Source organism: Onishia taeanensis, from assembly GCF_003268885.1.
Lineage (GTDB): Bacteria > Pseudomonadota > Gammaproteobacteria > Pseudomonadales > Halomonadaceae > Onishia > Onishia taeanensis_A.
Genome location: NZ_QLSX01000004.1, coordinates 69646 through 96139 on the forward strand (window position 1 = coordinate 69646; position 26494 = coordinate 96139).

Consider the following 26494-nt stretch of genomic DNA (forward strand, 5'->3'; position numbering starts at 1 on the left):
TTCTGGTTCGCGGCTAGTTAGCGTCCGCGCGAATCACCACCTCGAACTGCTCGATTCCACCGCCCTCGCCGAAGGCTTCCTTCGGCATGGGGTTGGCGTGGGCGCGTTTGAAGTCGTCGCTGCCGACCCAGGCGCGAAAGGCGTCCTGGCTGTCCCATTCGGTTTCTACTACGTAGGGCGCCTGATTGCCCTGAGGGCGTAGAACCCGCATGGCCACAAAGCCGGGCTGTCGATCGATCTCGCCGGCACGCGCACGAAAGCGCGCCTCGAACTCCTCTTCATACCCCGGCGTCACGTGGATGCGATTGTTGACCATATACGTCATGGGGCGCTCCTGAGAAAAAGTGGGAAAATATGTACGCAGTGATAGAGGCGCCGCCGTAGGCGGCGCGCGAGATCGGCCACCTTGGGGAGGCAGCGCTATGGATAGTTCTCTATGGATAGCTCAGCGATGCCCGGGCGCTTCCAGGCCGATCAGGCGTGCGCAGCCAGCCGCGAAGACATCACTCTCCAGTCGAGCGATGGCGGCAGTAGGAAATCCCAGCCCCAGCGCCCGCGGCCCGTCGGTAAGCTGTGCTGTCAGCACGCCGACCAGCGGCATGTGGCTAACCAGCAGCAGCGGCCCCGGCGACTGTTCCTGAGTGTCGATCAGCCAGTCTAGGATCGGGCCAACCGGATCGTCCGGGGTGATGATCGGCAGCGTCTCGACCTCCACGCCCAGGCGCTCGGCCATCAGCGTCGCCGTCTGCTGAGCACGGCGATAAGGACTCGCCAGCACCCGAGGGGTGGCGAGCCTTTCATCGGCGATGCGCTGCGCCAGCCATTCGGCCATGAAATTGCCTTCACGGTGGCCTTCGTCGGTGAGCGAGCGCTCGGCATCCGGGCGCCCGGGGGCGGCTTGGCCGTGACGCATGATCCATAGGGTCTCGTGCATCTTGTTCAATCCTCCAGGCGCCGGGCTGCCTTGACGTCCTCACGGGACAGGGTGAATTCCACGTCGCTACTCTGTTCGCCCTGCATGAGCAGCTTGGCCATGTCGCGGGCCGGCACCTGATTGAAGAGTACCTGATAGAGGCCCTCGGCGAGGGGCATATAGACGCCCTCCTCTGAAGACTTGTCATGTACCAGGTGCACGGTGTTAACGCCCTCGGCGACCTGCCCCAACGCCTCAACGGCCTCATCAAGCGTTCGCCCCTCGCCGAGGGCATAGCCGACACGGTAATTGCGCGAGAGCTTCGATGAACAGGTGACGATCAGGTCGCCGACGCCGGACAGGCCGAGGAAGGTCATGGGGTTGGCCCCTAGATGCACCGCAAAACGGCTCATTTCCGCCAGCGCCCGGGTCATCAGCATGCTGCGGGTGTTCTCCCCCATGCCGAGGGCCGCTGCCATGCCGGCGGCAATGGCGTAGATGTTCTTCAGCGCCCCGCCAAGCTCAACGCCGAAGCGGTCGTTGCTGGCATAGACCCGGAAATAGTCGCAGCCCAGCAGGCTCTGGACCCGGGTGCGGGTCAAGGGGTCGTCGCTGGCGATCACGGTGGCCGTGAGCTGCTTGTCGGCGACCTCGGAGGCAAGGTTGGGGCCGGAGATCACACCGATGTGGGGAAAGCCCGTCTCCTCCTCGAGGATCTGGCTCATCAGCTTGAAACCTTCTGCCTGAATGCCCTTGGTGGTGCTGACCAGTATCTGCTCGGAGGACAGCCAGGGCCGCGCCTGGCGCACCACTGACCGAAAGGCCTGGGAAGGAATCGCCACCAGCACCAGCTCCGCGCCGGCAAGCACCTCGCGCATGTCGGTTGCAGCGGTAACGGCCGGGTTGATGGCGTAATCCGGCAGGTAATGGCTGTTGCGATGGTCCCGGTTGATCTCATCCGCCAGGGCGGCATCTCGCATCCATTGGTGTACCTGGGCCCCATTGTCGGCCGCAATGCTGGCAAGCGCGGTACCGAAACTGCCGCCGCCCAGCACCGCGACCTTCAAGCGATCATCAGACATTCTCGATCCATTGACGAGTGATAGATGCCCTCATTGTAACGAAAAGCGGAGAGGCCGAAATGCCTCTCCGCTCGGGAGCTACTGAGACGGGGCACGAGGCCCCGCATGGCCTAGTCGATTCAGATATCTTAGTCGATCATCGGCACCAGGCTGTCGATGCTCGAACGGGCATCGCCAAACAGCATGCGCGTGTTCTCCTTGAAGAACAGCGGGTTCTCGATGCCGGAGTAGCCGGTGCCCTGTCCGCGCTTGCAGACGAAGACCTGCTTGGCTTCCCACACCTTGAGCACCGGCATGCCGGCGATGGGGCTTGCAGGATCTTCCTGTGCCGCAGGATTGACGATGTCGTTGGAGCCGATGACGATCACCACGTCGGTCTCGGCGAAGTCATCGTTGATCTCGTCCATCTCCATGACGATGTCATAGGGTACCCGCGCCTCGGCGAGCAGCACGTTCATGTGCCCCGGCAGTCGTCCGGCCACCGGATGGATGCCGAAGCGCACGTTCTTGCCGGCTGAGCGCAATTTGCGGGTCAGCTCGCTGACCGCGTTCTGCGCCTGGGCCACCGCCATGCCATAGCCCGGCACGATGATCACGCTATCGGCGTCGTTCAGCGCGCTGGCCACGCCGCCGGTATCGATGGCCACCTGCTCGCCCTCGATCTCTGCTGCCTCCCCCTTGGTTCCGCCGAAACCGCCCAGGATCACATTGATGAAGTTGCGGTTCATCGCCTTGCACATGATGTAGGACAGAATGGCCCCCGACGAGCCTACCAGGGCGCCAGTGACGATCAGCAGATCATTGGAGAGCGTAAAGCCGATGGCCGCGGCCGCCCAGCCGGAATAGCTGTTGAGCATGGAGACCACCACCGGCATATCGGCGCCGCCGATGCCCATGATCAGGTGCCAGCCGACGAAGAAGGCCAGCAGTGCCAGCAGCAGCAGCGTCCAGAAGCCGGCTCCATTGAGGTAGGCAATGGCCAGCAGCAGCGACAGTACCGCCGCACCGGCATTCAGCCAGTGGCCGCCCGGGAACTGGCGGGGCTTGCCGTCGACCTTGCCGGCGAGCTTGCCGAAGGCGATCACCGAGCCGGTAAAGGTCACCGCACCGATGAACACCCCAAGCACCACTTCGACCTGCAGGAACGTCAGCTCGGCCGGCGCTTTCGACGCCAGAGTAGCGGCAAAGGCAGAGAAGCCATCGGCGCCGGACTCGGCGAGCTGTGCCGCCAGTACCCGGCGCCGCTCCAGGTCGGCGTTCCAGCCGACGAACACCGCCGCCAGGCCGACGAAGGAGTGCAGCGCCGCCACCAGCTGCGGCATCTCGGTCATGTCGACCTTTCTGGCCACCACCGTGCCAATGGCAGCACCGATCAGCATCATCGGAATCATCCAGCCATAGCCACCGATGCCCGGACCGAACATGGTAGCGCCGACCCCCAATGCCATGCCGACGATGCCATACCACACCGCTCGCTTGGCCTTTTCCTGATTGCTCAAGCCCCCCAGCGAGAGGATGAACAATACACTTGCCGCGATCGCCGCGGCAGAAACGAATTCTTGACCCAGCATCTCGTATCTCCGCGATTCAGGATTTCTGGAACATGGCCAGCATCCGGCGTGTCACCTGGAAGCCACCCACGATATTGATAGAAGCGATCAGCACCGAAATACCGGCAAGCAGGCCTACCAGCCAGTTGCCCGAGCCGATCTGCAGCACGGCGCCGAGGATGACGATGCCGGAGATAGCATTGGTCACCGCCATCAGCGGGGTATGCAGCGAGTGACTGACGTTCCAGATCACCTGGAAACCGACGAAGCAGGCCAGCGCGAAGACGATGAAATGCTGCATGAAGGAGGCCGGTGCCACCTGGCCAAGCAGCCACATCAGGGCCCCGCCCACCACCAGCATTCCCACCTGTCGCTTGGTCTGAGCGACGAAGGCGGCATGCTCGGCGGCCTTCTTCTCCTCGTGAGTGGGCTCCTTTTCCTTCGGCTTGGGCTTGGCCGCCCCGATCGCCTTCACCTTGGGCGGCGGTGGCGGGAAGGTGATCTCTCCGTCGTGCGTCACGGTGGACCCGCGGATGACATCATCTTCCATGTTGTGATTGACCACGCCGTCCTTCTCGGGGGTCAGGTCGGTCAACATATGGCGAATATTGGTGGCATAGAGCAGCGAGGACTGCGTCGCCATGCGCGACGGGAAGTCGGTATAGCCCACCACGATCACACCGTTGTCGGTGACAATGCGCTCATCCGGCACGGTCAGGTCGCAGTTACCCCCTTTTTCGGCGGCCAGGTCGATGATCACCGAGCCAGGTTTCATGGCCTCGACCATGTCCTCGAGCCACAGCTTGGGAGCCGGCTTGCCGGGTATCAGCGCAGTGGTGATGACGATGTCCACGTCCGGCGCCTGCTCGCGGAAACAGGCAAGCTGCTTTTCGCGAAACTCTGGGCTGGAGGGTGCCGCATAGCCGCCACTCTCGGCACCATCCTGACTGTCCTCAAAATCGAGAAACAGGAACTCGGCGCCCATGGACTCGATCTGCTCAGCCACTTCGGGGCGCACATCGAACGCGCGAACCACGGCACCGAGGCTGGTGGCCGTGCCGATGGCGGCCAGCCCCGCCACCCCGGCGCCGACTACCAGCACCTTGGCCGGCGGCACCTTGCCGGCGGCAGTGACCTGGCCGGTGAAGAAGCGGCCGAACTGGTTACCGGCCTCGATCACCGCCCGGTACCCGGCGATATTGGCAGTACTCGACAGGGCATCCATCTTCTGCGCCCTGGAGATACGCGGCACCATGTCCATGGCGACGACGGTAGCGCCCTGAGCGCGGCAGCGCTCCAGCAGCGCCTCATTCTGGGCCGGCCAGAAGAACGAAATCAGCGTCTGGCCATCATGCAGCCGGTCCGCTTCCTCGTCGCTGGGCTCGCGTACCTTGATGACGGTATCGGCCTGCTCCCAGAGCGTTTTAGCGTCGTCGACCACGCTGACGCCGGCATCACGATAGGCCGCATCGGCAAAGCCCGCGGCCACGCCGGCCCCGGTCTCGATGAGGCAGTCATGGCCGAGTTTCTGAATCTGCTGCGCGCTCTCCGGGGTCAGCGCCACTCGCGCCTCGCCCGGGGCCTGCTCCTTTGGTGCTCCGATCTTCACTCTATGCCTCCCTGTCGCGACGCTCGCCGCGAAGCCGACCGCCGTCCGAAAAACGGCGGGAATGAGTCGATATCTGCATGAATATCCGGGGGTAACACGCCTGTTTCGCCCGCCCAGGGTCATCCTTTGCGATAACGCAGTGTTTGGAGAAAGCAGCGCAAAGGCAAGGGTTTACGATAAAAAATCCTTTATAAATATACAGTTATGACATCCATAACCTACTTGTTATATTAATGATCCGAGTCAACTAATTGATAAATAATGGAAAAAATGAAATCCCCAACCTGCCGAAATCGTTATGAGTGTCATAACGAAAGCATTATTGCTGCCTTGCCTGTCACCGCTCGTCGATTCATTACCAACAACATGCGTTCGCAAAAACGTGAGCAGATCAAAACTGATGCACCACTTCCTGCGTCGAGGTGATCCGCGCGTAATGGCTGCCCAGCAACGACAGGCTGAAGCGCTGCACATCCTCGGCGGCCCACCGCTGCCCATCGATATCGTCGATAGGAAAACTCGCGCAGGCATCGGAGACCACGACCACGCCAAAATCCAGGCAGTGTGCATGGCGAGCGGCCGTCGACACGGCATGGCCGGTCGACACACCCGCCACCACCAGACGCGACACACCGTGACGCCTCAACCAGATATCCAGGTCAGTGCCGATGAAGGGGCTTTCGACGTGTTTGGTGACGATACGCTCCCCGACACGAGGCGTTGCCGAGGCTTTGAATTCGGCCCCGGCATGGCCGGAGCGATAGAGGGACCCGGGGGTATGGGAGAAATGCCGGACATGAACGATGTGTCCATTGCCGCCCCGCCAGCAACTCAGCAGTTCATCAACCCGATCATCCAGGGCTGGATTGCTATGCATGCCATTGAGCTCGACATCATCGATGGCCTTCTGGAGATCGATCAGCAGCAGAGCCGCCGCATCGTCCCTGGCATCGTAAAGACGCAACCGTGCATTGCTTGACTGGCGCACCATCACCACCTCCGTCGCCTGTCCTGAAAGAAGCAGTCCCGAATTGCATGCTCCGCCTTGAGCCGAACAAACACGCCTGAACCGCATGAACCGCATGAACCGCTTTGCACTGAATAAGCGGCCCCGAGACGAATCCCCCATCCCGACACCGAATAAGCGGCCGTGAACCGAATAACCACAGGATAAGCTACTCCGAGTGAGCGCGTTCCAAGGGGCGCTATCCGGCACGCACCCGGCAAGTATTCATGCAAGCATAGGCGCTTGCGCGCCTTGCTGCCCTGCATCAAAGCACGCGACTCTCAACGCTCGACCGCACTGGGGGCTAAAACGACGACGCCTCCCGCGGCATAAGCCGGAGAGGCGTATTGAAGGTGCTCGACATGCGGGTATCGGCAAGATCAGGCTAATCGCCAAAGCGTCCAATCAGGCAGGCGTATCACCCGCATAGCGACGAATGCGCTCCGCATTGGTGCGCAGCAGCGACAGCAGCACATGCTGATAGTCGGCACGGGTGGCGTAATCATTGAGCATCGCGATCAGCGCTTCCGGCGGCACCTCGCCCTGAGCCGACAACTGGGCCCGACGCGCCCGCAGCTCTGCATAGGCACGATGGGTGTTCAGGTTCTTGAGATAGGCGCGCACGGCGTCCTGCAGACTGTCGAAGGACTGGTAGCGGCCACCGCTAGTGCGCATACCAAACAGGTTGTTGTTCTGACGTGCCAGCCGCGACGTTCCCCACCCGGATTCTTCCACCGCCTGCACGGCGACCATTTCCAGCGGCACCGGGGCGACCCGCTTGAGAAGCAGCGCATTGATCTTGCCCGGCTCGCAATCCAGCGCATATTCCTTGCACAGCGCCGTTACCCGTTCACGCTCGGCGCGGGTCCAGGGCGTGTCACGCTCGGCGAGCGCCATAAGCCACTCACGACGGGCCGCGAGCCGCGAGTTCTCGGCCTCGACGATCGGCACCAGCACCTGGAGGAAAGCATCCTTGCGCCGAGGTCCGGCCGGCAGTTGCCGCAGGTCAGGCAGGGTCACGGCCGCTGCCGGTTCTGTATTAAGGGTGGGACGAGGTTCAGCGGGTTGGGAGACTGCCATCGGCGGCATGGCCACCAGTGCAAGAACAAGACTCAGGACTAGTAGCGCCGACGGCAAGGGCCGACGACGCGAGGGCGACGACAAGAAACACCAGGGAAATAGATAGCGCATCATCAGGACTCCGCTAACAGTGGTTGAGGGCCATCGTGCTATGACCGTCGTTAAGACGTCTCCTCAACAAGATGCCCCTCATTCAATGTCAGGGGCGCAGGAAAAAGGCAGTGGGCAGATGCATCCCAAGGCCCGGTGACAACCAGCGCGCAAGATTATCAGGCATTGGTCGAATCACCGAGCTTTTTTGCACTGCACAACAGAAAACCCCGCCAGGCGAACCTGACGGGGTTTGCTAACACTCACGGCGCGCAGCGCGGGAAGTCGATGTCAGCGCATGACTATTACGCCATCAGCAGCGCGTTGAGGCGCTTGACGTAAGCGGCCGGATCGTCGAGATGACCGCCCTCGGCGATGATCGCCTGATCGAGCAGGATGCGCGACAGGTCGCTAAAGGCCTCGCCATCGGCGCCCTCGAGACGACCGACCAGCGCATGCTCGGGGTTGAGCTCGAGGATCGGCTTGACTTCAGGCATCGGCTGACCGGCGGCCTCCATGATGCGGCGCATCTGAAAGCCCATCTCGTGCTCCGGCAGTACCACGCAGGCCGGGGAGTCGGTGAGGCGATGGGTAACCTTGACCTCCTGAACCTCCTCGCCCAGCGCTTCCTTGACGCGCTTGACCAGGTCTTCCTTGGACTTGGCGGTCTCTTCCTGCGCCTTCTTCTCATCCTCGTCTTCGATCTCGCCCAGATCGAGGTCGCCCTTGGCCACGTCGACCATGGACTTGCCGTCGAACTCGGTAAGGTGGCTCATCAGCCACTCATCGATACGGTCGGAAAGCAGCAGTACCTCGATGCCCTTCTTGCGGAAGATCTCCAGGTGCGGGCTGTGCTTGGCCGCATTGAAGCTGTCGGCAACGATGTAATAGATCTTCTGCTGGCCTTCCTTCATGCGCTCCACGTAAGACGCCAGCGACTGATCCTGCGTCGTGCTGTCGGTGTGAGTGGAGGCGAAGCGAAGCAGCGCAGCGATCTTGTCGCGGTTGGCATGATCCTCGGCCGGGCCTTCCTTCAACACGGTACCGAAGGTGTTCCAGAAGATCTGATACTGCTCGTCGTCCTTGGCCAGCTTCTTGAGCATGTCCAGGCCGCGCTTGGTCAGGGCCGCTTTCATCTTGTCGACCTGCGGGTCCTGTTGCAGCAACTCGCGGGACACGTTCAGCGACAGATCCTTGGAGTCGACCACACCCTTGATGAAGCGCAGATACAGCGGCAGGAACTGCTCGGCGTCGTCCATGATGAAGACGCGCTGCACGTAGAGCTTGAGGCCGCGGGCACCGTCGCGCTCGTAAAGATCAAAGGGCGCGCGACCCGGCACATAGAGAAGGCTGGTGTAATCGAGCTTGCCCTCGACCCGGTTGTGGCTCCAGGTCAGCGGATCGCTGAAGTCATGGGAGACGTGCTTGTAGAACGCCTTGTACTCGTCGTCGGTAATCTCAGCCTTGGGGCGCACCCACAGAGCGGTCGCCTCGTTGACGGTCTCCCAGGTCTCGACCTCGCTGCCTTCGATCTCGTTACCCTCGTCGTCCTTGGCAGTCTCGACCTTGGGCATGCGCACCGGCACTTCGATATGGTCGGAATACTTGCGCACCAGATTCTTGAGGCGGAAGTCGTCGGCGTATTCCTGAGCGTCATCCTTGAGGTGCAGGACGATCTCAGTGCCGCGTACCTCGCGGTCGATGTCGGCGATGGTGAATTCGCCCTCCCCCTTGGAGCGCCACTCGACGCCGGCATCGTGGGGCAGGTCGGCACGGCGGGTGCGCACGCTCACCTCATCGGCGACGATGAAGCCGGAATAGAAGCCGACGCCAAACTGACCGATCAGGCGCGCGTCTTTCTGTTGCTCGCCGGAAAGCTGCTGGAGGAAGTCGGCGGTGCCGCTCTTGGCGATGGTGCCGAGGTTCTGGATCACATCGTCACGGCTCATGCCGATACCGTTGTCGCGCACGGTGACGGTGCCGGCCTTGGCATCGTGCTCGATCTCGACCCGCAGCTCGCTGTCACCCTCGTAGAGCGCATCGTTATCCAGCGCCTGATAGCGCAGCTTGTCGCAGGCATCGGCAGCGTTGGAAATCATCTCACGCAGGAAGATCTCCCGGTTGGAGTACAGGGAGTGAATCATCAGATTCAACAGCTGTTTGACTTCAGTCTGGAAGCCCAGGGTTTCTTCATGGGTGACGGTAGACATGTAACGAGTCCCTCATCGATCTCAGCATTGGGGGCGGTTGCCAACGGCAACGCGCCGGTATCGGGTGATGTGATCGAAATATGGGGCTCTGAATGGGCTTTTCAAGCCTGCCGAATCAACCGGATGACATTGATTCGGCAAATGAGGGCGCGAGTGACGCCAGATCCTCGCGCGCCAGACCAATGGCTAGTCATCGCGACCCGCCCGCCAGGCATGATAAGGCGCCAGGTGACGGTCGACCCGAGATAACAGCCAGCCAACGATCAGGGCGTCGTCAGCCAGCCCCAACACCAGAATAAAATCTGGAATCAGGTCCAGGGGTGACAGCAGATAGGCGACGGCCGCCGTCATGCAACCGATGGCCCGCCAAGGCACCGGCCGATAGCGCCCCGCCAGCACATCGCCAAGCATCGGCACGAATAAGCGCAAGGCGCGCCCGATCCGCGCAAGTGACTGGCCGCGCCGGCCGAGCCAGCCCTTGCCTCCTGACGATGATCCTGCCATGTTGCTCTCCCCTGACCGCCCCGGTTGCTTTTTGCGGCATACTTGGTGCGAATGCTAGCTCATTAGACCTCTTGCCCTCCCCGAGTGTCACCCGCTTAAACTGCCGCCAGGGTTAGACGGACTGTCAAAGTGCTTCCACTCCTGGCCAAGATGCCACGAGACAACCGAGCCTTCACCACCTGTCGAAAGCTGGCGACACTACTCAACGGGTCATGCATCGGCGAAGATAACGGTTATGCACGGCGCGACTCTGGAGATCCCCTAATGCGACGCTTCCTCCCCTCTCGGCATTGGCCGGCCCTGCTGGCAAGTCTGGCGCTCAGCCTGCCGCTGGGCCTGACAGTCGATGCGGCCAAGGCCGATGAAACACAGGATATGGCCATGCGTGATGCCCTGGAGGCCGCCAGGGCAAAGGAATTCTCGCGTATTGACCAGGCGGCCATCGATGGCCATGTCCTCGAGGGCTACGTGGAGTATCACCGCCTGCTGTCGCGCCTGCCAAATGCGCCGGCATCGCAGGTGCAAGACTTCATGACCCGATACGACGACTCGCCGCTGGCCGACTGGATGCGCGGCGAAGCCATAGGCCGTTACGGCAAGGCCGGTCGCTTTGAAAGCCTGCGCGAGATCAGCGACGGCGAGCCTCGTGGCACTCAGCGCCGCTGTTACTACTATACCGCCCTGCTGGATACCCGCCCCCAGGATGCCGCCAACGGTGGACGGGCGCTATGGCGCGTCGGCCACTCCCAGCCCGAAGCCTGCGATCCGCTGTTTCGCACCCTTAGCAAACGTGGCGAGATCGGCGCCCTCGAAACCTGGGAGCGCCTCACCCTTGCCTGGCAGGCCGGTGAGACGGGCATGGTGAGCTATCTTGGCCGTCAGTTAGGCAGCGCCTGGCAGTCCGGGCTAGACGCCCTGGATCGCCTGCAGCAGGACTTCTCGGCGGTCACCCAGATTCCCACGCGCATCGGGCCCCAAGGGCGCGGCACCGATGCACTCTATGCTGCTGCCATGCACGGCTTCACCCGAGCCGATACCGAGGCGGCCCTGGAAGCCTGGCGCAAGATCGCTTCGCACGTCGAGCTCGGCGCCGCCGCACGGCGGGATATCGAACACGACCTGATGTTCTACTCGATGGTTCGCGAAGTCGCTAATAACCGCGGCTGGGTCGATGCCACCCTCCCCGGTTTCCATGACACCGATCTATTGGAACTCAGGATACGCCGGGCACTTGCCCAGCGTGACTGGTCCGGCGTAATCGATTGGGTGCATCGCCTGCCGGACGAGCCGCGCCGCGAGGCCCGCTGGCAATACTGGGTAGGCCGCGCGCTCGAGCAGCTCGGCAATCCCGGCGGAGCCGCCGACGCCTTCCGCGCTGCCGCCAGCGACCGCAGCTTCTTCGGTTTCGCCGCCGCGGACCGTCTCGATGTGCCCTATGCCTTGAATCTGGAGCGAGTCAGCTACAACGCGGCTTACCGCGAGCGCATTGCCGAATGGCCGGTCGTGCAGCGCACAGAAGCCCTGATTCGCATCGGTGAGCCAGGACTTGCCAACAGCGAGTGGTACAGCGCTGCCGGTCGCGCCGATGCTGACAAGGCCAAGGCACTGGCGGACTACGCCGCTTATCGTGGCTGGCATGCGCGCGCGGTGCAGACCACGATTGCCGCCGGCCTTTGGGATGCACTGGACTGGCGCTTCCCCGAGGCCTATCGCGACGATTTCCTGCACTGGGGCAATCGCCGTGGCGTCGACCCCTACCTCTTGATGGCCATCGCCCGCCGTGAAAGTGCCTACAACCCAACGGTGGTCTCACCGGCCGGTGCCCGAGGCCTGATGCAGCTGATGCCGGCCACCGCGCGCCATGTCAGTCGGCAACTGGGGCTCGAGGACCCTGGCCTCTATGGCGTTCTGCAGCCGGAAACCAACATCCGTCTGGGAAGCCGCTATATCCAGGACATGATCGCGCGCTACCGTGGCAATCGGCTGGCCGCCACCGCCGCCTACAACGCCGGACCGAACCGGGTCGACCGCTGGCTCAAGGATGCCCCGCGGGAGTTCGACCTGTTCGTGGAGAGCATTCCCTTCCACGAGACCCGCCAGTACGTCCAGGCGGTAATGGCCTACCGGGTGATCTTCGAGAGTCTTGCCAAGGGCGGCAGCACCCAGGATGTGTCGCTGCTGACCCAGGCGGAGCAACGCGAGCGTTACGACACCTCACTGCTCGCCCAGCAATAGAGCGCTTGCCGCGCACCTGCGGCAAGCCATACCAGAGAGACCGACACACCACGGGCCCGCCAAGCGGGCCCGTGGTGCTTTCAGGCAGGGGCTTTTGTGACGCTGAGTTCGTTAAACGCGACTGATCTTTCCCCAAGACCCGCAACCGGGCGGCTCGGAGCCGACGCCAAGGCATTCAGACAGGTCGCTGTGACAGCGCAAGCTTGAGGCCAAAGGCGACCATCACCATCCCGGTGGCGCCATCCAGAGTGCGCGACACCGCTCGGCGCGCCAGCCAGTGGCCAGCCCGGCCCAGCATCACCGCGATGCCGATCTGCCACAGATTGGCAATCAGGAAGTGCACGCCGGCCAGCCACAGCGACTTGGCCAGCGCCGGGTCGCCCGGGGCGATGAACTGGGGAAGAAAGGCCATGTAGAACACGACCGTCTTGGGGTTGAGCACATTGGAAAGAAAACCCTCGCGCAGCGGCACCCAGTGCGATACCGCCTGCCGCTCGACAGAACAGTCGGCAACCGGCAGCGGCGTGCCCCGCCGGGCACTCGCCAGGCTCTGCAGGCCAAGCCATATCAGATAGGCCGCACCGACCAGTTTTAACGCCGAAAAGGCCCAGGCCGACTGCAGCAGGATGACCGAGATGCCCAGCGCCGAGACGGTGGCATGCACGAAGAGCCCCGAACAGATCGCCAGGCTGGTCAGCACCCCATCGCGCAGACCGCCGCGCGTGGTGTTGCGAATCACCAACAGGGTATCCACCCCGGGGCTCAGCGTCAGCAGGGTGATGGCAACGAGAAAGGGCCAGAACTGGGCATCGAAGAACATGAGCGGCAGGCCTCCTTGCCGTGCAGAATCGCCCTTTCAGAGCGAATGGACTAAGGCCGGGCCTGCCCGGCCATGGATCAGTTGAAGATGCCGCGTTTGGCATGCTTCATCGAGATCTGGTCATTGAGCGTCCAGAAGTCATAGAGCACGCCCAGCAGGAAGAACCCGCCCGTCAGCAAGTAAAGAATACCGGTCAGCCACTTACCCATATAGAAACGGTGCAGACCGAACACCCCAAGGAAGGTCAGCAGCACCCAGGCCAGTGAGTAATTGATCGGCCCGGCCTGATAGCGGAAGTCCGCGTCACGGTCCATGCCGGGAATCAGAAACAGATCGATCAGCCAGCCAATCCCCAGTAGGCCCAGGGTGAAGAACCAGATGGTGCCGGTGACCGGCTTGCCATAATAGAAGCGATGGGCGCCGAGGAAGCCGAAGATCCACAGCAGATAGCCCATCAGCTTACTGTGAGTGTCGCTGGGCGCACTGCTCATTGATGCCATATCAGGTACCTCGTCTAGACGTGTAGCGAAGTGGAGTAGCGGAGAGCCCCGTCAGCGCTCCGCCGGTACTGAACCTCAGATGACGCCCAGCTCGCGCAGGCGCTCCTTCAAATAGCTGTCAGCCGTATGGCGCTCGGACAGCACTACTTCCGGCCGCGGGTGCAGAAACAACGGCAGCGACAGCCGTGAGTGGAAACGCGCCGGACCGCTGGGGTTGACCACCCGATGAGACGTCGAGGGGAAGTACCCGCCCGAGGCCTCCTGCAGCATGTCGCCGACATTAATGATCAGTTGGCCCGGATCGCAGGGCACCGCCAGCCACTCGCCCTCGCGGTTTTTGACCTCAAGTCCGGGCTCATTGGACGCCGGCAGCACGGTGATCAGATTGATGTCTTCATGGGCAGCGGCACGCACGGCACCGGGCACCTCATCGCCGGACAGCGGCGGATAGTGCAGAACCCGCAGCAGTGTCTGGCCGCTATCGGCAATCATCCGCGACAGCGGCTCCCGGTAACGCTCGGCCACCTCCGGCGGTGTTTCGGCCTCGATCCAGCCGAGCAGCGTCGCCGCCAGTGCCTCGGCGCGACGATAGTACTCCATGATGTCCTCGGCCAGCGCGTCGGGAATCCGGCCCCAAGGATAGACGTGGTAGTACTCCTTGAGATCCTTGACCGACTGGCCTTTGGCGGTCTCGGAGACCGAGGGCGGGAAGTAACCATCCTGGCGCCCAGGATCGAATTGAAACTCATGCTTGTCCTGCCCTTCGAAGAAGGCCTGCCACTGGCGATAGATGGATTCCACCAGGTCGGATGAAATCGGATGGTTGCGCAGCACGCCGAATCCCGTCTCGCGCAGCGAGGCAACGAAGCGTTGAGGGGCGTCGGCGGCAGTGAAATCGACGTTCTGGACGGCCATGATATTTCCATCTAAAGTGATTTTGCGGGCATTCAGGCATGCCACTTCGCGGGTTATATTGACCCAACTCGGCTGCCGATGCATCTATCCGCTAAGTGGGTTGGCAAGTGGCAAGATGCCTGACGTTGATTGATTCCTTTGTCATTCTCCTCTCGCTCTTCTTCTCGACATAACCCACATACAGAGGGGACTTGCGCCGGACACGGGCATGATGTCCCCAGCATGATCATTACGTAAGGTAAGGAAAACAAAGATGGCAACTGGCACTGTCAAGTGGTTCAACGACACCAAGGGCTACGGCTTCATTTCTCCGGATGATGGCGGCGACGATCTCTTCGCCCACTTCTCCGAGATCCAGGCCGAGGGCTTCAAGTCTCTACAGGACGGTCAGAAGGTCAGCTTCGACGTCACTCAGGGCAAGAAAGGCCTCCAGGCCGCCAACATCAAGCCCGTCAGCTGATCAGCTACGATCAGATAAAAAGGCGCGGCTGCCCCTCGCCAGTTGCTAGCGCTGCGACAGCAGGCAGCAGACAGCAGCAGAGGGTTACAGCATCGGGTGTTCACATAGACTTTTCACATAGGCTGTTCGCGAAGTGTATGCCCGAACACTCAATGGCTAAGCAAAGGTCCACCGAGGTGGACCTTTTTCCTTAGCCGTTGCGGCACCTTTTAAACGCACGGACTGCGCCACGCGCTAGACACAGCGCTGACTCATCTACGTCCGCTGTTGACGTTCAGGGCTGACCAAGTTCTTTATCGGCCTCGTTCAGCATCTCGTCAGGCGTCTTGCTCTCCGCTTCCTTGAACTGCTGATCGATTTCCTGCTGGGCTTCCTCGAACCGGCGCTCGGTCTCCGCCATGAAGGCCTCGATCTCGGACTTGCTGGTCTCGCCAGGCGTCACTTCCAGGTTATCGTCGGCGCTGATCATGGCGTCGATCTCGGAGTCGCTCGGCTCGCTGGGTGTCGTTTCACCGATGGAACTGCCCACAGGCTCATTGAGCATGGACTCGTCGGTCATGGAGTCCTGACTCATCGACCCGGCACTCAGCGACGCGTTGCCGCCCATGGTGCTGTCACTGGCCGCGCCATCGCTTGCGGTCTCGGGGGCATTGGTGATCGAAGCTGCAGCGCCCTCCTCAGCACTCGGCTCTACCGTCGCCGCGCCATCAGAGTTCTCTGCTGCGGGCGCCTCTTCAGCCGCCGGAGCATTCGCCGCAGTGTCGCTTGCCGCTTGGTCACTGGTCGTCTGATCATTGGCCGCCGGATCGCCGGCTACCGGATCGTCACCATTGCCACATCCGGCCAGTCCCAGGCTCAGAACCAGAGCCAGCAGCAGGGCCCCGTATGGCGTCTTCATCATCTTGAATTTCCTCGCATCGTGTGTGGTGTCATTCCAGCAAAGCGCTGACGCGCACGCAAGGCGCCGGATCACTCGCCGATATCTTCGGCCCAGACCTCGGGGTGGCGATCAATGAAGGTATTCATCAGCTCACGGCACTGGACATCGTCGCGCACCTCAAGTTCGACGCCGGCCTGACGCAGGGTGTCTTCGGCGCCAAGAAAGGTGCGGTGCTCGCCGATCACTACCTTGGGAATGCCATACAGCAGGATGGCGCCACTACACATTGGACAGGGTGAGAGGGTGGTATAGAGTACCGAGTCACGGTACACCGATGCAGGCTGACGCCCGGCATTCTCGAGGGCATCCATCTCACCATGTAGCACCACGCTGCCGCGCTGCTGACGCTGGTTGTGACCACGCCCGATGATGCGCCCGCGATGCACCAGCACCGAGCCGATCGGCACACCGCCCTCCTCGAGGCCCAACCGCGCCTCGTCGATCGCCGCCTGCATGAATTCATCCATTGTCTGTCTCTCGTCGGGCTGTGGTAGACGTAAGCGTCGATCAGGTCGCGAACAGCTGACCGTCGATATCGCGAAAGGCCTTGAACTCCAGCGCATTCCCGCTGGGATCATAGAAAAACATGGTGGCCTGCTCGCCGGGCTGGCCTTGGAAGCGCACATAGGGCTCGATCTCGAAACGCACCCCGGCCTCGGTCAGGCGGTCGACAAGCGCTTCCCATTCGGCCATCTCAAGCACCACACCAAAGTGCGGTACCGGTACGCCATGACCGTCCACCGCATTATGATGGCGCTGCGGCGTCATGTCAGGGTTGAGGTGACAGACGAACTGATGGCCGAAGAGATTGAAATCGATCCAGGTATCGCTCGAGCGGCCCTCCGGGCAGCCCAGCAGATCAGCGTAGAAACCGCGCGCCTCAGCGAGATCCCGGACCTGCACGGCCAGATGGAATGGGGTCAACATCGAACATCGCTCCCTGTTGTTATCATGAATCGTTCTAATGAGTCGTTCTAATGAGTCGTGATCATGAATTATCATCGTGCGTGGTTATTACGAACCGCCATCAGGGTGCCGGCGCGGCATGCTCAAGCAATCGACAGTCGTGTGGCGCCAGCAAGTCGATGGCACCTGGGGCCAGTTCCACATCCAGGTGATCCAGGCGATGCGGCTCGCCATCCAGAGTCAGTGGCAGTGGCGTATCGGCCGTTACTCGGATTTGGTCGGTCTGCCAGTACTCCACGTACTCGCCGTTTGCGGGTAGCCGCTTGAGTTCGGCGAGCATCTGGCGCATCCCCGAGAGCGAAGAAGACTGCCGAACCGCCAGCACTTCCAAAAGGCCATCATCGAGACGGGCCATCGGGCTAAGCTGCTGTCCCCCGCCGGCCTGGGCGCCATTGCCAATCGCCAGCAGAAAAAGCTCGCGGTTCCCCTCGCCCCCCGGCCACTCGAGCCGGGCCGGGCAGGCGTGGAAACGCCAGGCCTTGAGCGCTCCCATCAGCGAATAGGCACCGCCGCCGAGTAAACGCTTGAGCGTCTTGGGGGTAGAGGCCGTGATCTCGGCCCCGAAGCCTGCCGACAGCATGTTGAGGAAATACTGATCGCCGACTCGCAGCACATCCACCGCTCGAGGAGACGCCGTGAGCGCCAGGCCCAGTGCTGCCTTGAGCTCTTCGGGGATGCCCAGGCCGGTGGCCAGATCATTGGCCGTGCCCATCGGCAACATGCCCAAGGCAGGCCGCGCATCCCGTGACAGGCGCATCAGGCCATTGACCGCCTCGTTCACGGTGCCATCACCGCCGGCGACGATCAGCCGCGACACCCCATCCTCACCTGCTCGCTCAGCGAGCATGGCGGCATCCCCGGCTTCCCAGGTCACCTGAACCTCGAGCCGGACGCCCTGCTCGCGCACGGCTTCCACGGCCTCACGCAGGGCCGGTGATTGGGCCGATTTGCCATTGATCAGCAGGCGTAAGATTAAACGGTTAGCATTCATGGCGCTTATCTTACACCGTTGCACTGGGTATCGGCGACGCATGGACGATGCAAAAGGTTGGCAAAGGCTGGCCGATAGGAAACCATTAGGCATAGACGCTACGCTCGAGCAGCGCACCCGCCCCGAACAAGGACGTACAGACGAGGAGACATCATGATCGAACCGGCTTTTCTGCTGGTCGCTTTTCTAGGAGGCCTGGGCGCCCTCGCACTCAGGCTTCCACCACTGGTCGGCTTTCTGGCTGGCGGTTTCGTGCTCAACGCACTGGGTTATGAAGAGACGCCGCTACTGACCACACTGGCCAATATTGGTGTGACGCTCTTGCTGTTCACCATCGGCCTCAAGCTCGATGTGCGCACTCTGCTGCGCAAGGAGGTGTGGGCCGGGGCCTCCCTGCACCTGGTCGTTTCGACGCTGCTGCTCAGCGCAGCACTGGGACTTTTCGCACTGGCAGGCTTCAAGCTGCTCGACGGTGTACCCTGGCAAACGCTGGCCCTGCTTGGTTTCGCCCTGTCGTTCTCTAGCACCGTTTTCGTGATCAAGGTGCTGGACAAGCGCAGCGAAACACAGACCGCCTATGGCCGCCTGGCGATCGGCGTGCTGATCATGCAGGACATTTTTGCCGTGGTGTTCCTCACCGTCTCCACCGGCGAGATGCCGAGCCCCTGGGCGCTGTTGTTGCTGCTGCTGATTCCAGCGGCTCCCCTGCTGCAGCGACTGCTCGACCGCATGGGGCACGGCGAGATGCAGATGCTGTGCGGCATGCTGATGGCGCTGGTACTCGGGTACGGCCTCTTCGATGCGGTCGGTATCAAGGGCGACCTCGGTGCGCTGATCGTGGGCCTGCTGCTGGCGCCTCACCCGGCCGCCCAGAACTTGGCGCGTTCGATGTTCAACCTGAAGGAGCTGCTGCTGGTCGGCTTTTTCCTGACCATCGGCCTGACCGCCATGCCCGATGCCGAGATGCTCGGCCTGGCTTTGCTGCTGGTGGCCGCGGTGCCGCTCAAGGCGCTGCTCTATCAGGTGATCTTCATGGGCTTTCGGCTACGCCTGCGCACTTCGGTGCTGGCTTCATTGGGACTCGCCAACTACTCCGAATTCGGCCTTATCGTTGGCGCCCTGGCAGCCGGCCAGGGCTGGCTCGACGACAAGTGGCTGGTGGTGATGTCGCTGGCGGTGGCGATCAGCTTCGTGCTTTCCTCATTGCTCAATGGCGCCAGCGAGACCCTCTATCGCCGCTTCGCCGAGCTGCTGCCGGTACGAATGACCAGGGGACCGGACGCAGTAGAGCGCTCCATCGAGGTCGGCAATGCCGAAGCGGTGGTAATGGGCATGGGACGTATCGGCCGCAGCACCTACAAGCGGCTGCAGAAGCAGTACGGCCTCAAGGTGCTGGGCATCGACAGCAACCCGCAAAGCGTCAAGCGCCTTCAGGAGCAGGGCTATAACCTGCTGGAGGGCGATGCCCTGGATTCGGACTTCTGGGACAAGCTGATGATGTCGCCGACCCTGAAGCTCGTGGTGCTGGCGATGCCGCACCATGCAGGCAACCTCTTCGCCCTCAAGCAGTTGCATGACCGAGATGAGTTCAAGGGTCAGATCACCGCCATCGTCGAGTATCCCGACGAGATCAAGCCGATCCAGGCCTTGGGGGCGAACGCCGTTTACCACATCTACGACGAGGCCGGCCGGGCGCTGGCCGACAGCGCCGCCAAGGAGGCTGGCCTGGTCACCGATGTCGACCAGCTGGGCTGATGTTAGCGAATGCTGACGGGCCTGGCCTTCCTCGCCCCTCCCCCACTTGAATGCGCCTTTTTCTAAAAAAACGTTCTCAAAAAAACGGGCCGCCCCGATAGGGCGGCCCGTTTCGTCTCTTGCCGTCATGCTAGTCACAAGATCGACAAGTACGCTTAGACTGGCACCTGCCTAAGAGGTCACACCCTGACCGGCGACACCAAAAGCGTCACCGGTCGTGGCGTCAATCGGCCAGCGCCTTTTCAATCACTTCATAGACGTTCGGCGAGAGATCCTCTGCGCGGATGCGCTCGAGTTCGGCTTTCATCAGCTCCTGACGAGCCTCGTCGAAGCGCTGCCAGCGCGTCAGCGGCGTAACCAGGCGCGCGGCGATTTCCGGGTTAAGCCGGTTGAGTTCGATCACCACGTCGCTCAGCAGCTGGTAGCCGGCGCCGTCGATGCGGTGGAAGTTGACCCGGTTGCTGGCGAAGGCGCCGATCAGGGCACGCACCTTGTTGGGGTTCTTCAACGAGAACTTCGGGTGCTTCATCAGGAACTTGACGCGATCCAGGGCGTCGGCCTGCGGCCGGGTTACCTGAATGCTGAACCACTGATCCATTACCAGCGGATCGTGGGCCCACTTGTCACCGAAGGCACGCAGCGCCGGATCGGCCAGGTCATTGCGCGAGCTGTGGGTGAGCAGCGTCAGTGCTGCACGCACGTCGGTCATATTGTGATCGGCGTTGAACTGGGCCTGCACAAGTTCCAGCGCCTCCTCGTCCTCGATCGCCACCAGATAGGACAGGGCCACGTTCTTGAGACTGCGCGCGGCGATCTGCTCGGGCTCCGGCGCATAGGGCTCATCGAGCTGGTTGGCACGATACACCGCCATGAACTCGTCGCGCAGGGAAGCCGCCAGCGACTGCTTGACGAAAGTACGAGCGGCATGGATGGCATCGACATCGACCACAGGCTGCTGCTCGGCGATGTAGGCCTCCGAAGGCAGGGTCAGCATCTCGGCGAGCACCGCCTTGTCGTCGGTTTCGCCGGTCAACAGGGTGCGGAAGGCGTCGATGACGCGCACGTCCATGACCTTCTCGACGCCATTGCGATGTGCCGCGATCAGGTCATCGAGGGCCAGCATCGCCAGCCGCTGGCCGGCATCCCAGCGATTGAAGCCGTCAGAATCCTGCTGCAGCAGGAAGGCCAGGTCTTCACGGCTGTATGGGAAGCGCAGCTTGACCGGCGCCGAGAAACCGCGCAGCAGCGACGGCACCGGGGCCTCGGCCAGATCGGTGAAGACGAAGTGCTGCTCGGATTCGCGCAGATGAATCACGGTGTCGGTGCCCACCGCCTCGCCGTCGAAGGTCATCTTGAGATCCTGGCCGGACTTGGTACCGACCAGGCCCATGCGGATCGGGATGTGCAGCGCGACCTTGTCCGGCTGCCCCGGGGTCGGCGCCGTGCGCTGACGCAGGGTCAGGTGGTACTCGGACGTGGCATAGTCGTACTCGCCGTGAGCGTCGATCTCCGGTGTCCCGGCCTGGGAGTACCAGTGCATGAACTGGCTCAGGTCGAGACCCGACACCTCGCTCATGCAGCCGACGAAGTCCTCGATGGTGGCGGCCTGGCCGTCGAGACGCTCGAAATACAGATCCGAGCCGCGGCGGAACAGCTCCCAGCCCAGCAGGTTCTGCAGCATGCGAACCACTTCGGCACCCTTCTCATAGATGGTCAGGGTGTAGAAGTTGCCAATCTCGATGTAGTGATCGGGACGGATCGGATGGGCGGTCGGCCCGGCATCTTCGGCGAACTGAGCGGTACGGAACACCGAGACATCCTCGATGCGCTTGACCGGCGCCGAGTTGGTATCCGCCGAGAAGCTCTGGTCGCGGAACACCGTGAAACCTTCCTTGAGCGACAGCTGGAACCAGTCGCGACAGGTCACGCGATTGCCAGACCAGTTGTGGAAGTACTCGTGGGCAACGATGCTCTCGACGCGCTGGAAGGCCGCATCGGTGGCGGTGTGCGGATGCGTCAGCACCGCCGCCGAGTTGAAGATGTTGAGGCCCTTGTTCTCCATGGCGCCCATGTTGAAGTCGTTGACGGCCACGATCATGAACAGGTCCAGATCGTACTCGCGCCCATAGGTCTCTTCGTCCCACTTCATGGCGCGCTTCAGCGAGGCCATGGCGTGATCGGTCTTCGAGAGGTTCTCTTCCTCGACCCATACCTGCAGCGTGACATCGCGACCACTCTGGGTGGTGAAGTGATCCTCGACCTTTTTCAGGTCACCGGCCACCAGGGCGAACAGGTAGCTGGGCTTGGGGTGCGGGTCTTCCCAGGTGACGAAGTGGCGATCACCGGGCAGTTCGCCGGATTCCACCGGATTGCCATTGGACAGCAGCACCGGCAGCGTCGCCCGGTCACCGATCACCGTGGTCGAGAAGGTCGCCATCACATCCGGACGGTCCGGATAGAAGGTGATGCGGCGAAAGCCTTCCGCCTCGCACTGGGTGCAGAACATGCCGCTGGACTGGTAGAGGCCTGCCAGGGCGGTATTGGCCGCCGGGTTGATCTCGACCTCGGTGTCGAGCAGGAAGCTTGCCGGCACGCGATGCACGGTCAGCGAGGCATCGTCCTGCGCGTACTCATCGGCTTCGAGCTCCTCACCGTCGATGGCGATACGCTTAAGCGAGAGCTGTTCGCCATTGAGCATCAGCGGCAGCGAGTCTGAATCCTGGTGCGCGGGATGACGCTCCAGATGCAGGCGGGCGGTGACGCGGGTCGCTGACGACGACAAATCGAACTTCAGCTCGGTATGAGTCACCCGGTACGCGGGCGGTTGGTAATCATGCAGGTAAGTCGGCTGCATCGCAGACATCGAGGAAGGCTCCTGTTCTGAAATCGCCGATCATTGTACGGCGCCAGTGGCAGCCATCTCAAAGTCGGCGGTGATTCGAGTGCATGGCCCGGGGCGAAAGAGCCTGGGAGGTAAGAGTGAATATTGGGAAAGCACGGGGCTCTGGTCGAGTGACAATCCAGGCCCCGAGGCATGCCAGCGACACGATCACGACGAGCTTGAGGCCCAGGGAGATCGGACTAAACACCAACACACCGATAGAGAATGCCAGCATCAGCACGGCCAGCCGCTTGGCATGACGCGGAATCGCCCGTTCACGCTCCCAGGCCGCCAAGGGCGGACCAAAACGCGGGTGCCGGCGAATCCAGGCGGCAAAACGAGGCGAGCCCTTTGAAGCGGCCCACACCGCCACCAGCATGAAGCAGGTGGTCGGCATCAGCGGCAGAAAGGCACCGATCACACCGAGCGCGAAGCTCACCATCGCCAGCAGGCGATAGGCGGTGCGGGTCACGGTGGTTCGAGGCATGTCCGTTCTCCTGATAACGGCAGCGTCTAGCTGAAGCTTAGCATCCATGAGGTCATTGAACCCCAACAACGCATTGAACGGAAATCGCTTTGCGCTATTTGACGTCTAACGCCGCTCAATGAGGCGTCTTTAAAGCAGTGAGCGCATGGCGCCGCCCTTGGGGTCAATCAAGCCACGATCCATCGTACTGCGCCGATCAATCGCGGAAATTGTTGTACTGCAGAGCCAGGTCCGGCCCCTGCTCGCTCTTGAGCAATGCGATGGCCTGTTGCAGGTCATCACGCTTCTTGCCCGTCACGCGCACCTTGTCGCCCTGGATCTGGGCCTGGACCTTAATCTTGGCATCCTTGATCTGCTTGACGATGGCCTTGCAGTCCGGCTGCTCGAGTCCCTGTTTCAGCTTGACCTCCTGGCGAGCCTTGACGCCACTCAGCTCCGGGTCCTGCTCATCCATGCAGCGGGCATCGATACCCCGTGCGATCAGCTTGGCACGCAGGACATCGGCCATCTGCTTGAGCTGGAAGTCGGCGTCGGCCTCGAGCGCAACAGTGTCGTCGTTAAGAGTGAAGCTGGCCTCGACGCCGCGGAAATCGAAACGCGTCTGCACTTCGCGATTGGCCTGATCCACGGCATTCATAGCTTCGTGTTTGTCGAACTCGGAGACGATATCGAAGGAGGGCATGAGACGTTCCTGACGAAGTGGAAATGGAGTGCGATTCTAGATCACCGCGACGGGCATTTCACCCGTCGCGCCTCGCATCAGTCATTAACCGTTGACCACTCGCCCGGTGTCCGGGGCGAGCAGCGACTTCTCCATCTGCCAGGCCGCGCAGCCATCGGCATAGTAGTCATCGAGCCAGCGCCGCAGCCCGAAGCCCATACGCCGATAGAGTGCCCGGGCGCGCCGGTTATCGGCCCGCACCTCGAGGGTCAGCCACTCGCAGCCACGTTCTCGCACCTCGCTTTCCAGCGTATCCAGCAGGCGCCGCCCGACTCCCTGGCCCTGGACGTCGGGATGCACACAGAAGGAATAGAGCCTCGCCGCGAGGCTGTTACGACGCAAAAGCAGGGTCGCATAGCCCACCAGTCGCCGTGCTTCATCCTCGGCCACCCAGGTAATGGCGTGAGCACGGTTCAATAAGTGTGACAGCTGCCGTCGGTTGAAATGATCGGTCGTGAAACAGAGCTGTTCGAGCTGGCAGAGTGCTGCGAGGTCACCCGGCTGAGCCGGGCGCAACAGGGCGGTCATGTCGAAGGGTACCTTGAGTATGTAATGAGGATTCTGCGATGCATGTAACCCAGTGTCACCGCCTGGGATGATGAATTTATTTCACCATATCCGCATATTGTCTTGATCCCTCTGCACGCGCATGCTGACCATCAGGAATTGCCTTCGGCCGCGCTCAAGGAGAGCCTTTCAATGCCCCTGCAAATCGTCGTCGACCGACTTGTCGACTGGCGCCCCTACTTCCCAAGCGACGACCTGATCACGGCCGATGATTACCTGGCAGAGGCGCGACCGGCTCAGGCCCTGGAAAAAGAACAGGAGCAGGATGCGGCCACCCACGTCATCAACCTGTCTGGTGAACTCGACTACTTGGAGAGCGGCTACTATGTGTCGCTGCTGGCGCAGGCCCGCGGCCAGCGAGTGCTACCCAGCGTCGAGACGCTCAATCAACTGTCGCGCAAGGCACTGGTCGACCTGCAGCTCGAGGCCCTGAGCCCTCTGCTCAATGAGCTGGCCAAGCGCGGTTCGCTGACCGGCGACAGCATCACCCTGCGCGTGATGTTCGGCGAGAGCCTGCAACCGGCGCTGTCCAAGCTGGCCCGCAAACTCTTCGAACGCCTGCCCTGCCCGCTGCTCGAGGCGCGCTTCACGCGACGCCAGGACATGTGGCGGCTGTCACGGCTCAAGCCACTGCGGCTCACCGCGCTCACTCAAGAAGAGCAGGACCTGTTCGCCAGCGCCTTGAACCGGCACTCGCGCAAGGTCTGGCGAACCCCAAAGGCCCGCCGCCGCTATCGCTTCGACCTGGCCATGCTGGTCGACCCGCAGGAGGCCCTGCCCCCAAGCAACCGCGCCGCACTCAAGGAGTTCATCCGTGCCGGACGCAAGCTGGGTATCGATGTCTCGCTGATCACCAAGCGTGACGCGGGTCGGCTGGCCGAGTTCGATGGGCTCTTCATCCGGGAGACCACGAGCCTCGATCACCATACCTATCGCATGGCTCGACGCGCCGAGCATGAGGGCCTGGTGGTCATCGACGACCCACGCTCGATCCTGCGCTGCACCAACAAGGTGTATCTGCACACCCTGCTGCGGGCACGTGGCATCGCGACTCCTGAAGGCGTACTGCTGAATCGCAACGACCTGCCCCGGTTGGCGGAAAAGGCGGCGGGACTCAGCTTCCCCATGGTGCTCAAGATCCCCGACGGCTCCTTCTCGCGGGGCATCGTCAAGATCACCTCCGCCGAGGCGCTGTTGGCCGAAGCCGAGCGGCTGTTCGCCTCCTCGGCCCTGCTGTTGCTGCAGGAGTGGCTGCCCACCGACTTCGACTGGCGCATCGGCGTGCTCGACGGCCAGCCGCTGTTCGCCAGCCGCTACTACATGGCCCGCGGTCACTGGCAGATCTACGACCACTCCAAGGGCAAGACCAGAAGCGGCGGCTTCAGCACGCACGCTCCCGAGGATGTGCCCGCCGCCGTCATCAAGGCGGCGCTCAAGTCGACCCGGCTGATCGGCAACGGCCTGTATGGCGTCGATCTGAAGCAGATCGGCGACCGAGTGGTGGTCATCGAGATCAACGATAACCCCAATATCGACGCCGGCGTGGAAGACTCCCTGCTGGGACGAGCCCTCTACAGCCGAATCCTCGAGGTGTTCCTCGAGCGTATGGAGGCCAACCGACGCGTCGGCGGTTGAGGCAACGGCTGCTAAGATGGGCGTCTTATGCTCAAGGAGCGTCTGCTCCAGGCCCGTCCCAAGGAAAGCCCCGCATGACCAATACCTCGTCCGCCCAGCCTCTCCTGCGTCAGTACCTGACGCAGGTCGCTTGCCAGGGCCAGCCCGTCACCTACCGTCAGGCCTGTGAAGCCCTGGGGCTATCCCCACCCGGCATGATTCAGGCTCTGGCGCGGCTGCTGGAAGACAGCATGGGTGATGACGCCGCGGCCGATCGCCCCTTCCTGGCCGCACTGGTCGTCAGCCAGTCAAGAGAGCGCCACGGCCTACCGGCACCGGGCTTCTTCGATGCGGCCCGCCGTTTGGGTCGCTTCGGCAGCGACGCGAAAGGTGATGGGGGAAGGGAATCTGACAATCGGTCGGAAAGTGCGGCAGGCAATGAATCAGCACGTGAGGCAGCCAGGCGCTTTCACGAACAGGAACTGGCTGCTGCACTGGCGCACTATGGTTAAAACAACATGATTAAAACAACATGGCTGAGCAATCAGTGACGGTCGCCGAAGGCAGACCGCGGAGCCCGATTGCTCCCCGGTCGGCC

Annotated in this window: 25 protein-coding genes; 5 read left to right on the forward strand and 20 right to left on the reverse strand. The window is 62.2% G+C overall.

Annotation, left to right across the window (positions count from 1 at the left end; translation table 11 throughout):
- Nucleotides 1–13: 13 nt before the first annotated feature.
- The 9 genes from BCL93_RS06970 to BCL93_RS07010 form a co-directional block, all read right to left on the reverse strand.
- The gene (locus BCL93_RS06970; protein ID WP_112054501.1) at nt 14–325 is read right to left on the reverse strand and encodes an antibiotic biosynthesis monooxygenase family protein; all 312 of its coding nucleotides are present in this window, start codon (nt 323–325) and stop codon (nt 14–16) included.
- Nucleotides 326–445: 120 nt separating this feature from the next.
- On the reverse strand, nt 446–934 hold the full coding sequence (gene sixA, locus BCL93_RS06975; protein WP_112054503.1) for a phosphohistidine phosphatase SixA: 489 nt from the start codon (nt 932–934) through the stop codon (nt 446–448).
- 5 nt (nt 935–939) lie between these two features.
- On the reverse strand, nt 940–1995 hold the full coding sequence (locus tag BCL93_RS06980; protein ID WP_112054505.1) for an NAD(P)H-dependent glycerol-3-phosphate dehydrogenase: 1056 nt from the start codon (nt 1993–1995) through the stop codon (nt 940–942).
- A gap of 128 nt (nt 1996–2123) precedes the next feature.
- A complete protein-coding gene (locus tag BCL93_RS06985; RefSeq protein ID WP_112054507.1) occupies nt 2124–3566 on the reverse strand; it encodes an NAD(P)(+) transhydrogenase (Re/Si-specific) subunit beta in 1443 nt (480 codons plus the stop codon).
- Between the two features lie 16 nt (nt 3567–3582).
- Nucleotides 3583–5154 carry a Re/Si-specific NAD(P)(+) transhydrogenase subunit alpha gene (locus BCL93_RS06990; RefSeq protein WP_112054509.1) on the reverse strand — a complete coding sequence of 524 codons (1572 nt, stop codon included), beginning with the start codon at nt 5152–5154 and terminating at the stop codon, nt 3583–3585.
- 391 nt (nt 5155–5545) lie between these two features.
- The gene (locus tag BCL93_RS06995; RefSeq protein ID WP_181463049.1) at nt 5546–6145 is read right to left on the reverse strand and encodes an isochorismatase family protein; all 600 of its coding nucleotides are present in this window, start codon (nt 6143–6145) and stop codon (nt 5546–5548) included.
- A gap of 420 nt (nt 6146–6565) precedes the next feature.
- Nucleotides 6566–7354: a glucosaminidase domain-containing protein gene (locus tag BCL93_RS07000; protein ID WP_112054513.1), complete on the reverse strand. Its 789-nt coding sequence runs from the start codon at nt 7352–7354 to the stop codon at nt 6566–6568.
- A gap of 281 nt (nt 7355–7635) precedes the next feature.
- Complete coding sequence (gene htpG, locus BCL93_RS07005; protein ID WP_112054515.1) at nt 7636–9540, reverse strand: molecular chaperone HtpG; 1905 nt, start codon at nt 9538–9540, stop codon at nt 7636–7638.
- Nucleotides 9541–9726: 186 nt separating this feature from the next.
- Entirely contained in the window at nt 9727–10044 is a 318-nt protein-coding gene (locus BCL93_RS07010) for a YkvA family protein (protein WP_112054517.1), read from the reverse strand.
- Between the two features lie 264 nt (nt 10045–10308).
- On the opposite strand from BCL93_RS07010, the gene BCL93_RS07015 reads away from it, so the two are divergent.
- Entirely contained in the window at nt 10309–12279 is a 1971-nt protein-coding gene (locus BCL93_RS07015; RefSeq protein ID WP_112054519.1) for a transglycosylase SLT domain-containing protein, read from the forward strand.
- A 175-nt stretch (nt 12280–12454) separates the two neighbouring features.
- Here the strand turns inward: BCL93_RS07015 and BCL93_RS07020 are convergent, their stop codons facing one another.
- The 3 genes from BCL93_RS07020 to BCL93_RS07030 form a co-directional block, all read right to left on the reverse strand.
- Nucleotides 12455–13099 carry a LysE family translocator gene (locus BCL93_RS07020; protein ID WP_112054521.1) on the reverse strand — a complete coding sequence of 215 codons (645 nt, stop codon included), beginning with the start codon at nt 13097–13099 and terminating at the stop codon, nt 12455–12457.
- A 77-nt stretch (nt 13100–13176) separates the two neighbouring features.
- Entirely contained in the window at nt 13177–13590 is a 414-nt protein-coding gene (locus BCL93_RS07025) for an NINE protein (protein WP_112054523.1), read from the reverse strand.
- A gap of 84 nt (nt 13591–13674) precedes the next feature.
- A complete protein-coding gene (locus BCL93_RS07030) occupies nt 13675–14514 on the reverse strand; it encodes an isopenicillin N synthase family dioxygenase (RefSeq protein WP_112054525.1) in 840 nt (279 codons plus the stop codon).
- Between the two features lie 253 nt (nt 14515–14767).
- Here BCL93_RS07030 and BCL93_RS07035 point away from each other — a divergent pair, with 253 nt between their 5' ends.
- A complete protein-coding gene (locus BCL93_RS07035; RefSeq protein WP_092522637.1) occupies nt 14768–14974 on the forward strand; it encodes a cold-shock protein in 207 nt (68 codons plus the stop codon).
- 274 nt (nt 14975–15248) lie between these two features.
- Here BCL93_RS07035 and BCL93_RS07040 read toward each other — a convergent pair whose 3' ends face one another.
- The 4 genes from BCL93_RS07040 to yegS form a co-directional block, all read right to left on the reverse strand.
- The gene (locus tag BCL93_RS07040) at nt 15249–15875 is read right to left on the reverse strand and encodes a hypothetical protein (protein ID WP_112054527.1); all 627 of its coding nucleotides are present in this window, start codon (nt 15873–15875) and stop codon (nt 15249–15251) included.
- 68 nt (nt 15876–15943) lie between these two features.
- Nucleotides 15944–16381: a nucleoside deaminase gene (locus tag BCL93_RS07045; RefSeq protein WP_112054529.1), complete on the reverse strand. Its 438-nt coding sequence runs from the start codon at nt 16379–16381 to the stop codon at nt 15944–15946.
- Between the two features lie 40 nt (nt 16382–16421).
- A complete protein-coding gene (locus BCL93_RS07050) occupies nt 16422–16841 on the reverse strand; it encodes a VOC family protein (protein WP_112054531.1) in 420 nt (139 codons plus the stop codon).
- A gap of 100 nt (nt 16842–16941) precedes the next feature.
- Entirely contained in the window at nt 16942–17871 is a 930-nt protein-coding gene (gene yegS, locus BCL93_RS07055; RefSeq protein WP_112054533.1) for a lipid kinase YegS, read from the reverse strand.
- 153 nt (nt 17872–18024) lie between these two features.
- On the opposite strand from yegS, the gene BCL93_RS07060 reads away from it, so the two are divergent.
- Nucleotides 18025–19626, forward strand: coding sequence for a cation:proton antiporter family protein (locus BCL93_RS07060; RefSeq protein ID WP_181463050.1), 1602 nt, complete (start codon nt 18025–18027; stop codon nt 19624–19626).
- Between the two features lie 223 nt (nt 19627–19849).
- Here the strand turns inward: BCL93_RS07060 and pepN are convergent, their stop codons facing one another.
- From pepN to rimI, 4 genes are all read right to left on the reverse strand, one after another.
- Complete coding sequence (gene pepN / locus BCL93_RS07065; RefSeq protein ID WP_112054535.1) at nt 19850–22489, reverse strand: aminopeptidase N; 2640 nt, start codon at nt 22487–22489, stop codon at nt 19850–19852.
- 58 nt (nt 22490–22547) lie between these two features.
- Nucleotides 22548–22994 (reverse strand): YbaN family protein, encoded by a 447-nt coding sequence (locus tag BCL93_RS07070; RefSeq protein WP_112054536.1) that lies wholly within the window; start codon nt 22992–22994, stop codon nt 22548–22550.
- Nucleotides 22995–23190: 196 nt separating this feature from the next.
- Nucleotides 23191–23676 (reverse strand): YajQ family cyclic di-GMP-binding protein, encoded by a 486-nt coding sequence (locus tag BCL93_RS07075; protein WP_112054538.1) that lies wholly within the window; start codon nt 23674–23676, stop codon nt 23191–23193.
- 84 nt (nt 23677–23760) lie between these two features.
- Nucleotides 23761–24243 carry a ribosomal protein S18-alanine N-acetyltransferase gene (gene rimI / locus BCL93_RS07080; protein WP_112054539.1) on the reverse strand — a complete coding sequence of 161 codons (483 nt, stop codon included), beginning with the start codon at nt 24241–24243 and terminating at the stop codon, nt 23761–23763.
- A 171-nt stretch (nt 24244–24414) separates the two neighbouring features.
- Between rimI and BCL93_RS07085 the strand changes: the two genes are divergently transcribed.
- Nucleotides 24415–25917 carry a RimK family protein gene (locus BCL93_RS07085; RefSeq protein ID WP_112054541.1) on the forward strand — a complete coding sequence of 501 codons (1503 nt, stop codon included), beginning with the start codon at nt 24415–24417 and terminating at the stop codon, nt 25915–25917.
- Between the two features lie 74 nt (nt 25918–25991).
- Nucleotides 25992–26408: a hypothetical protein gene (locus BCL93_RS07090; protein ID WP_112054543.1), complete on the forward strand. Its 417-nt coding sequence runs from the start codon at nt 25992–25994 to the stop codon at nt 26406–26408.
- Nucleotides 26409–26494: the final 86 nt, after the last annotated feature.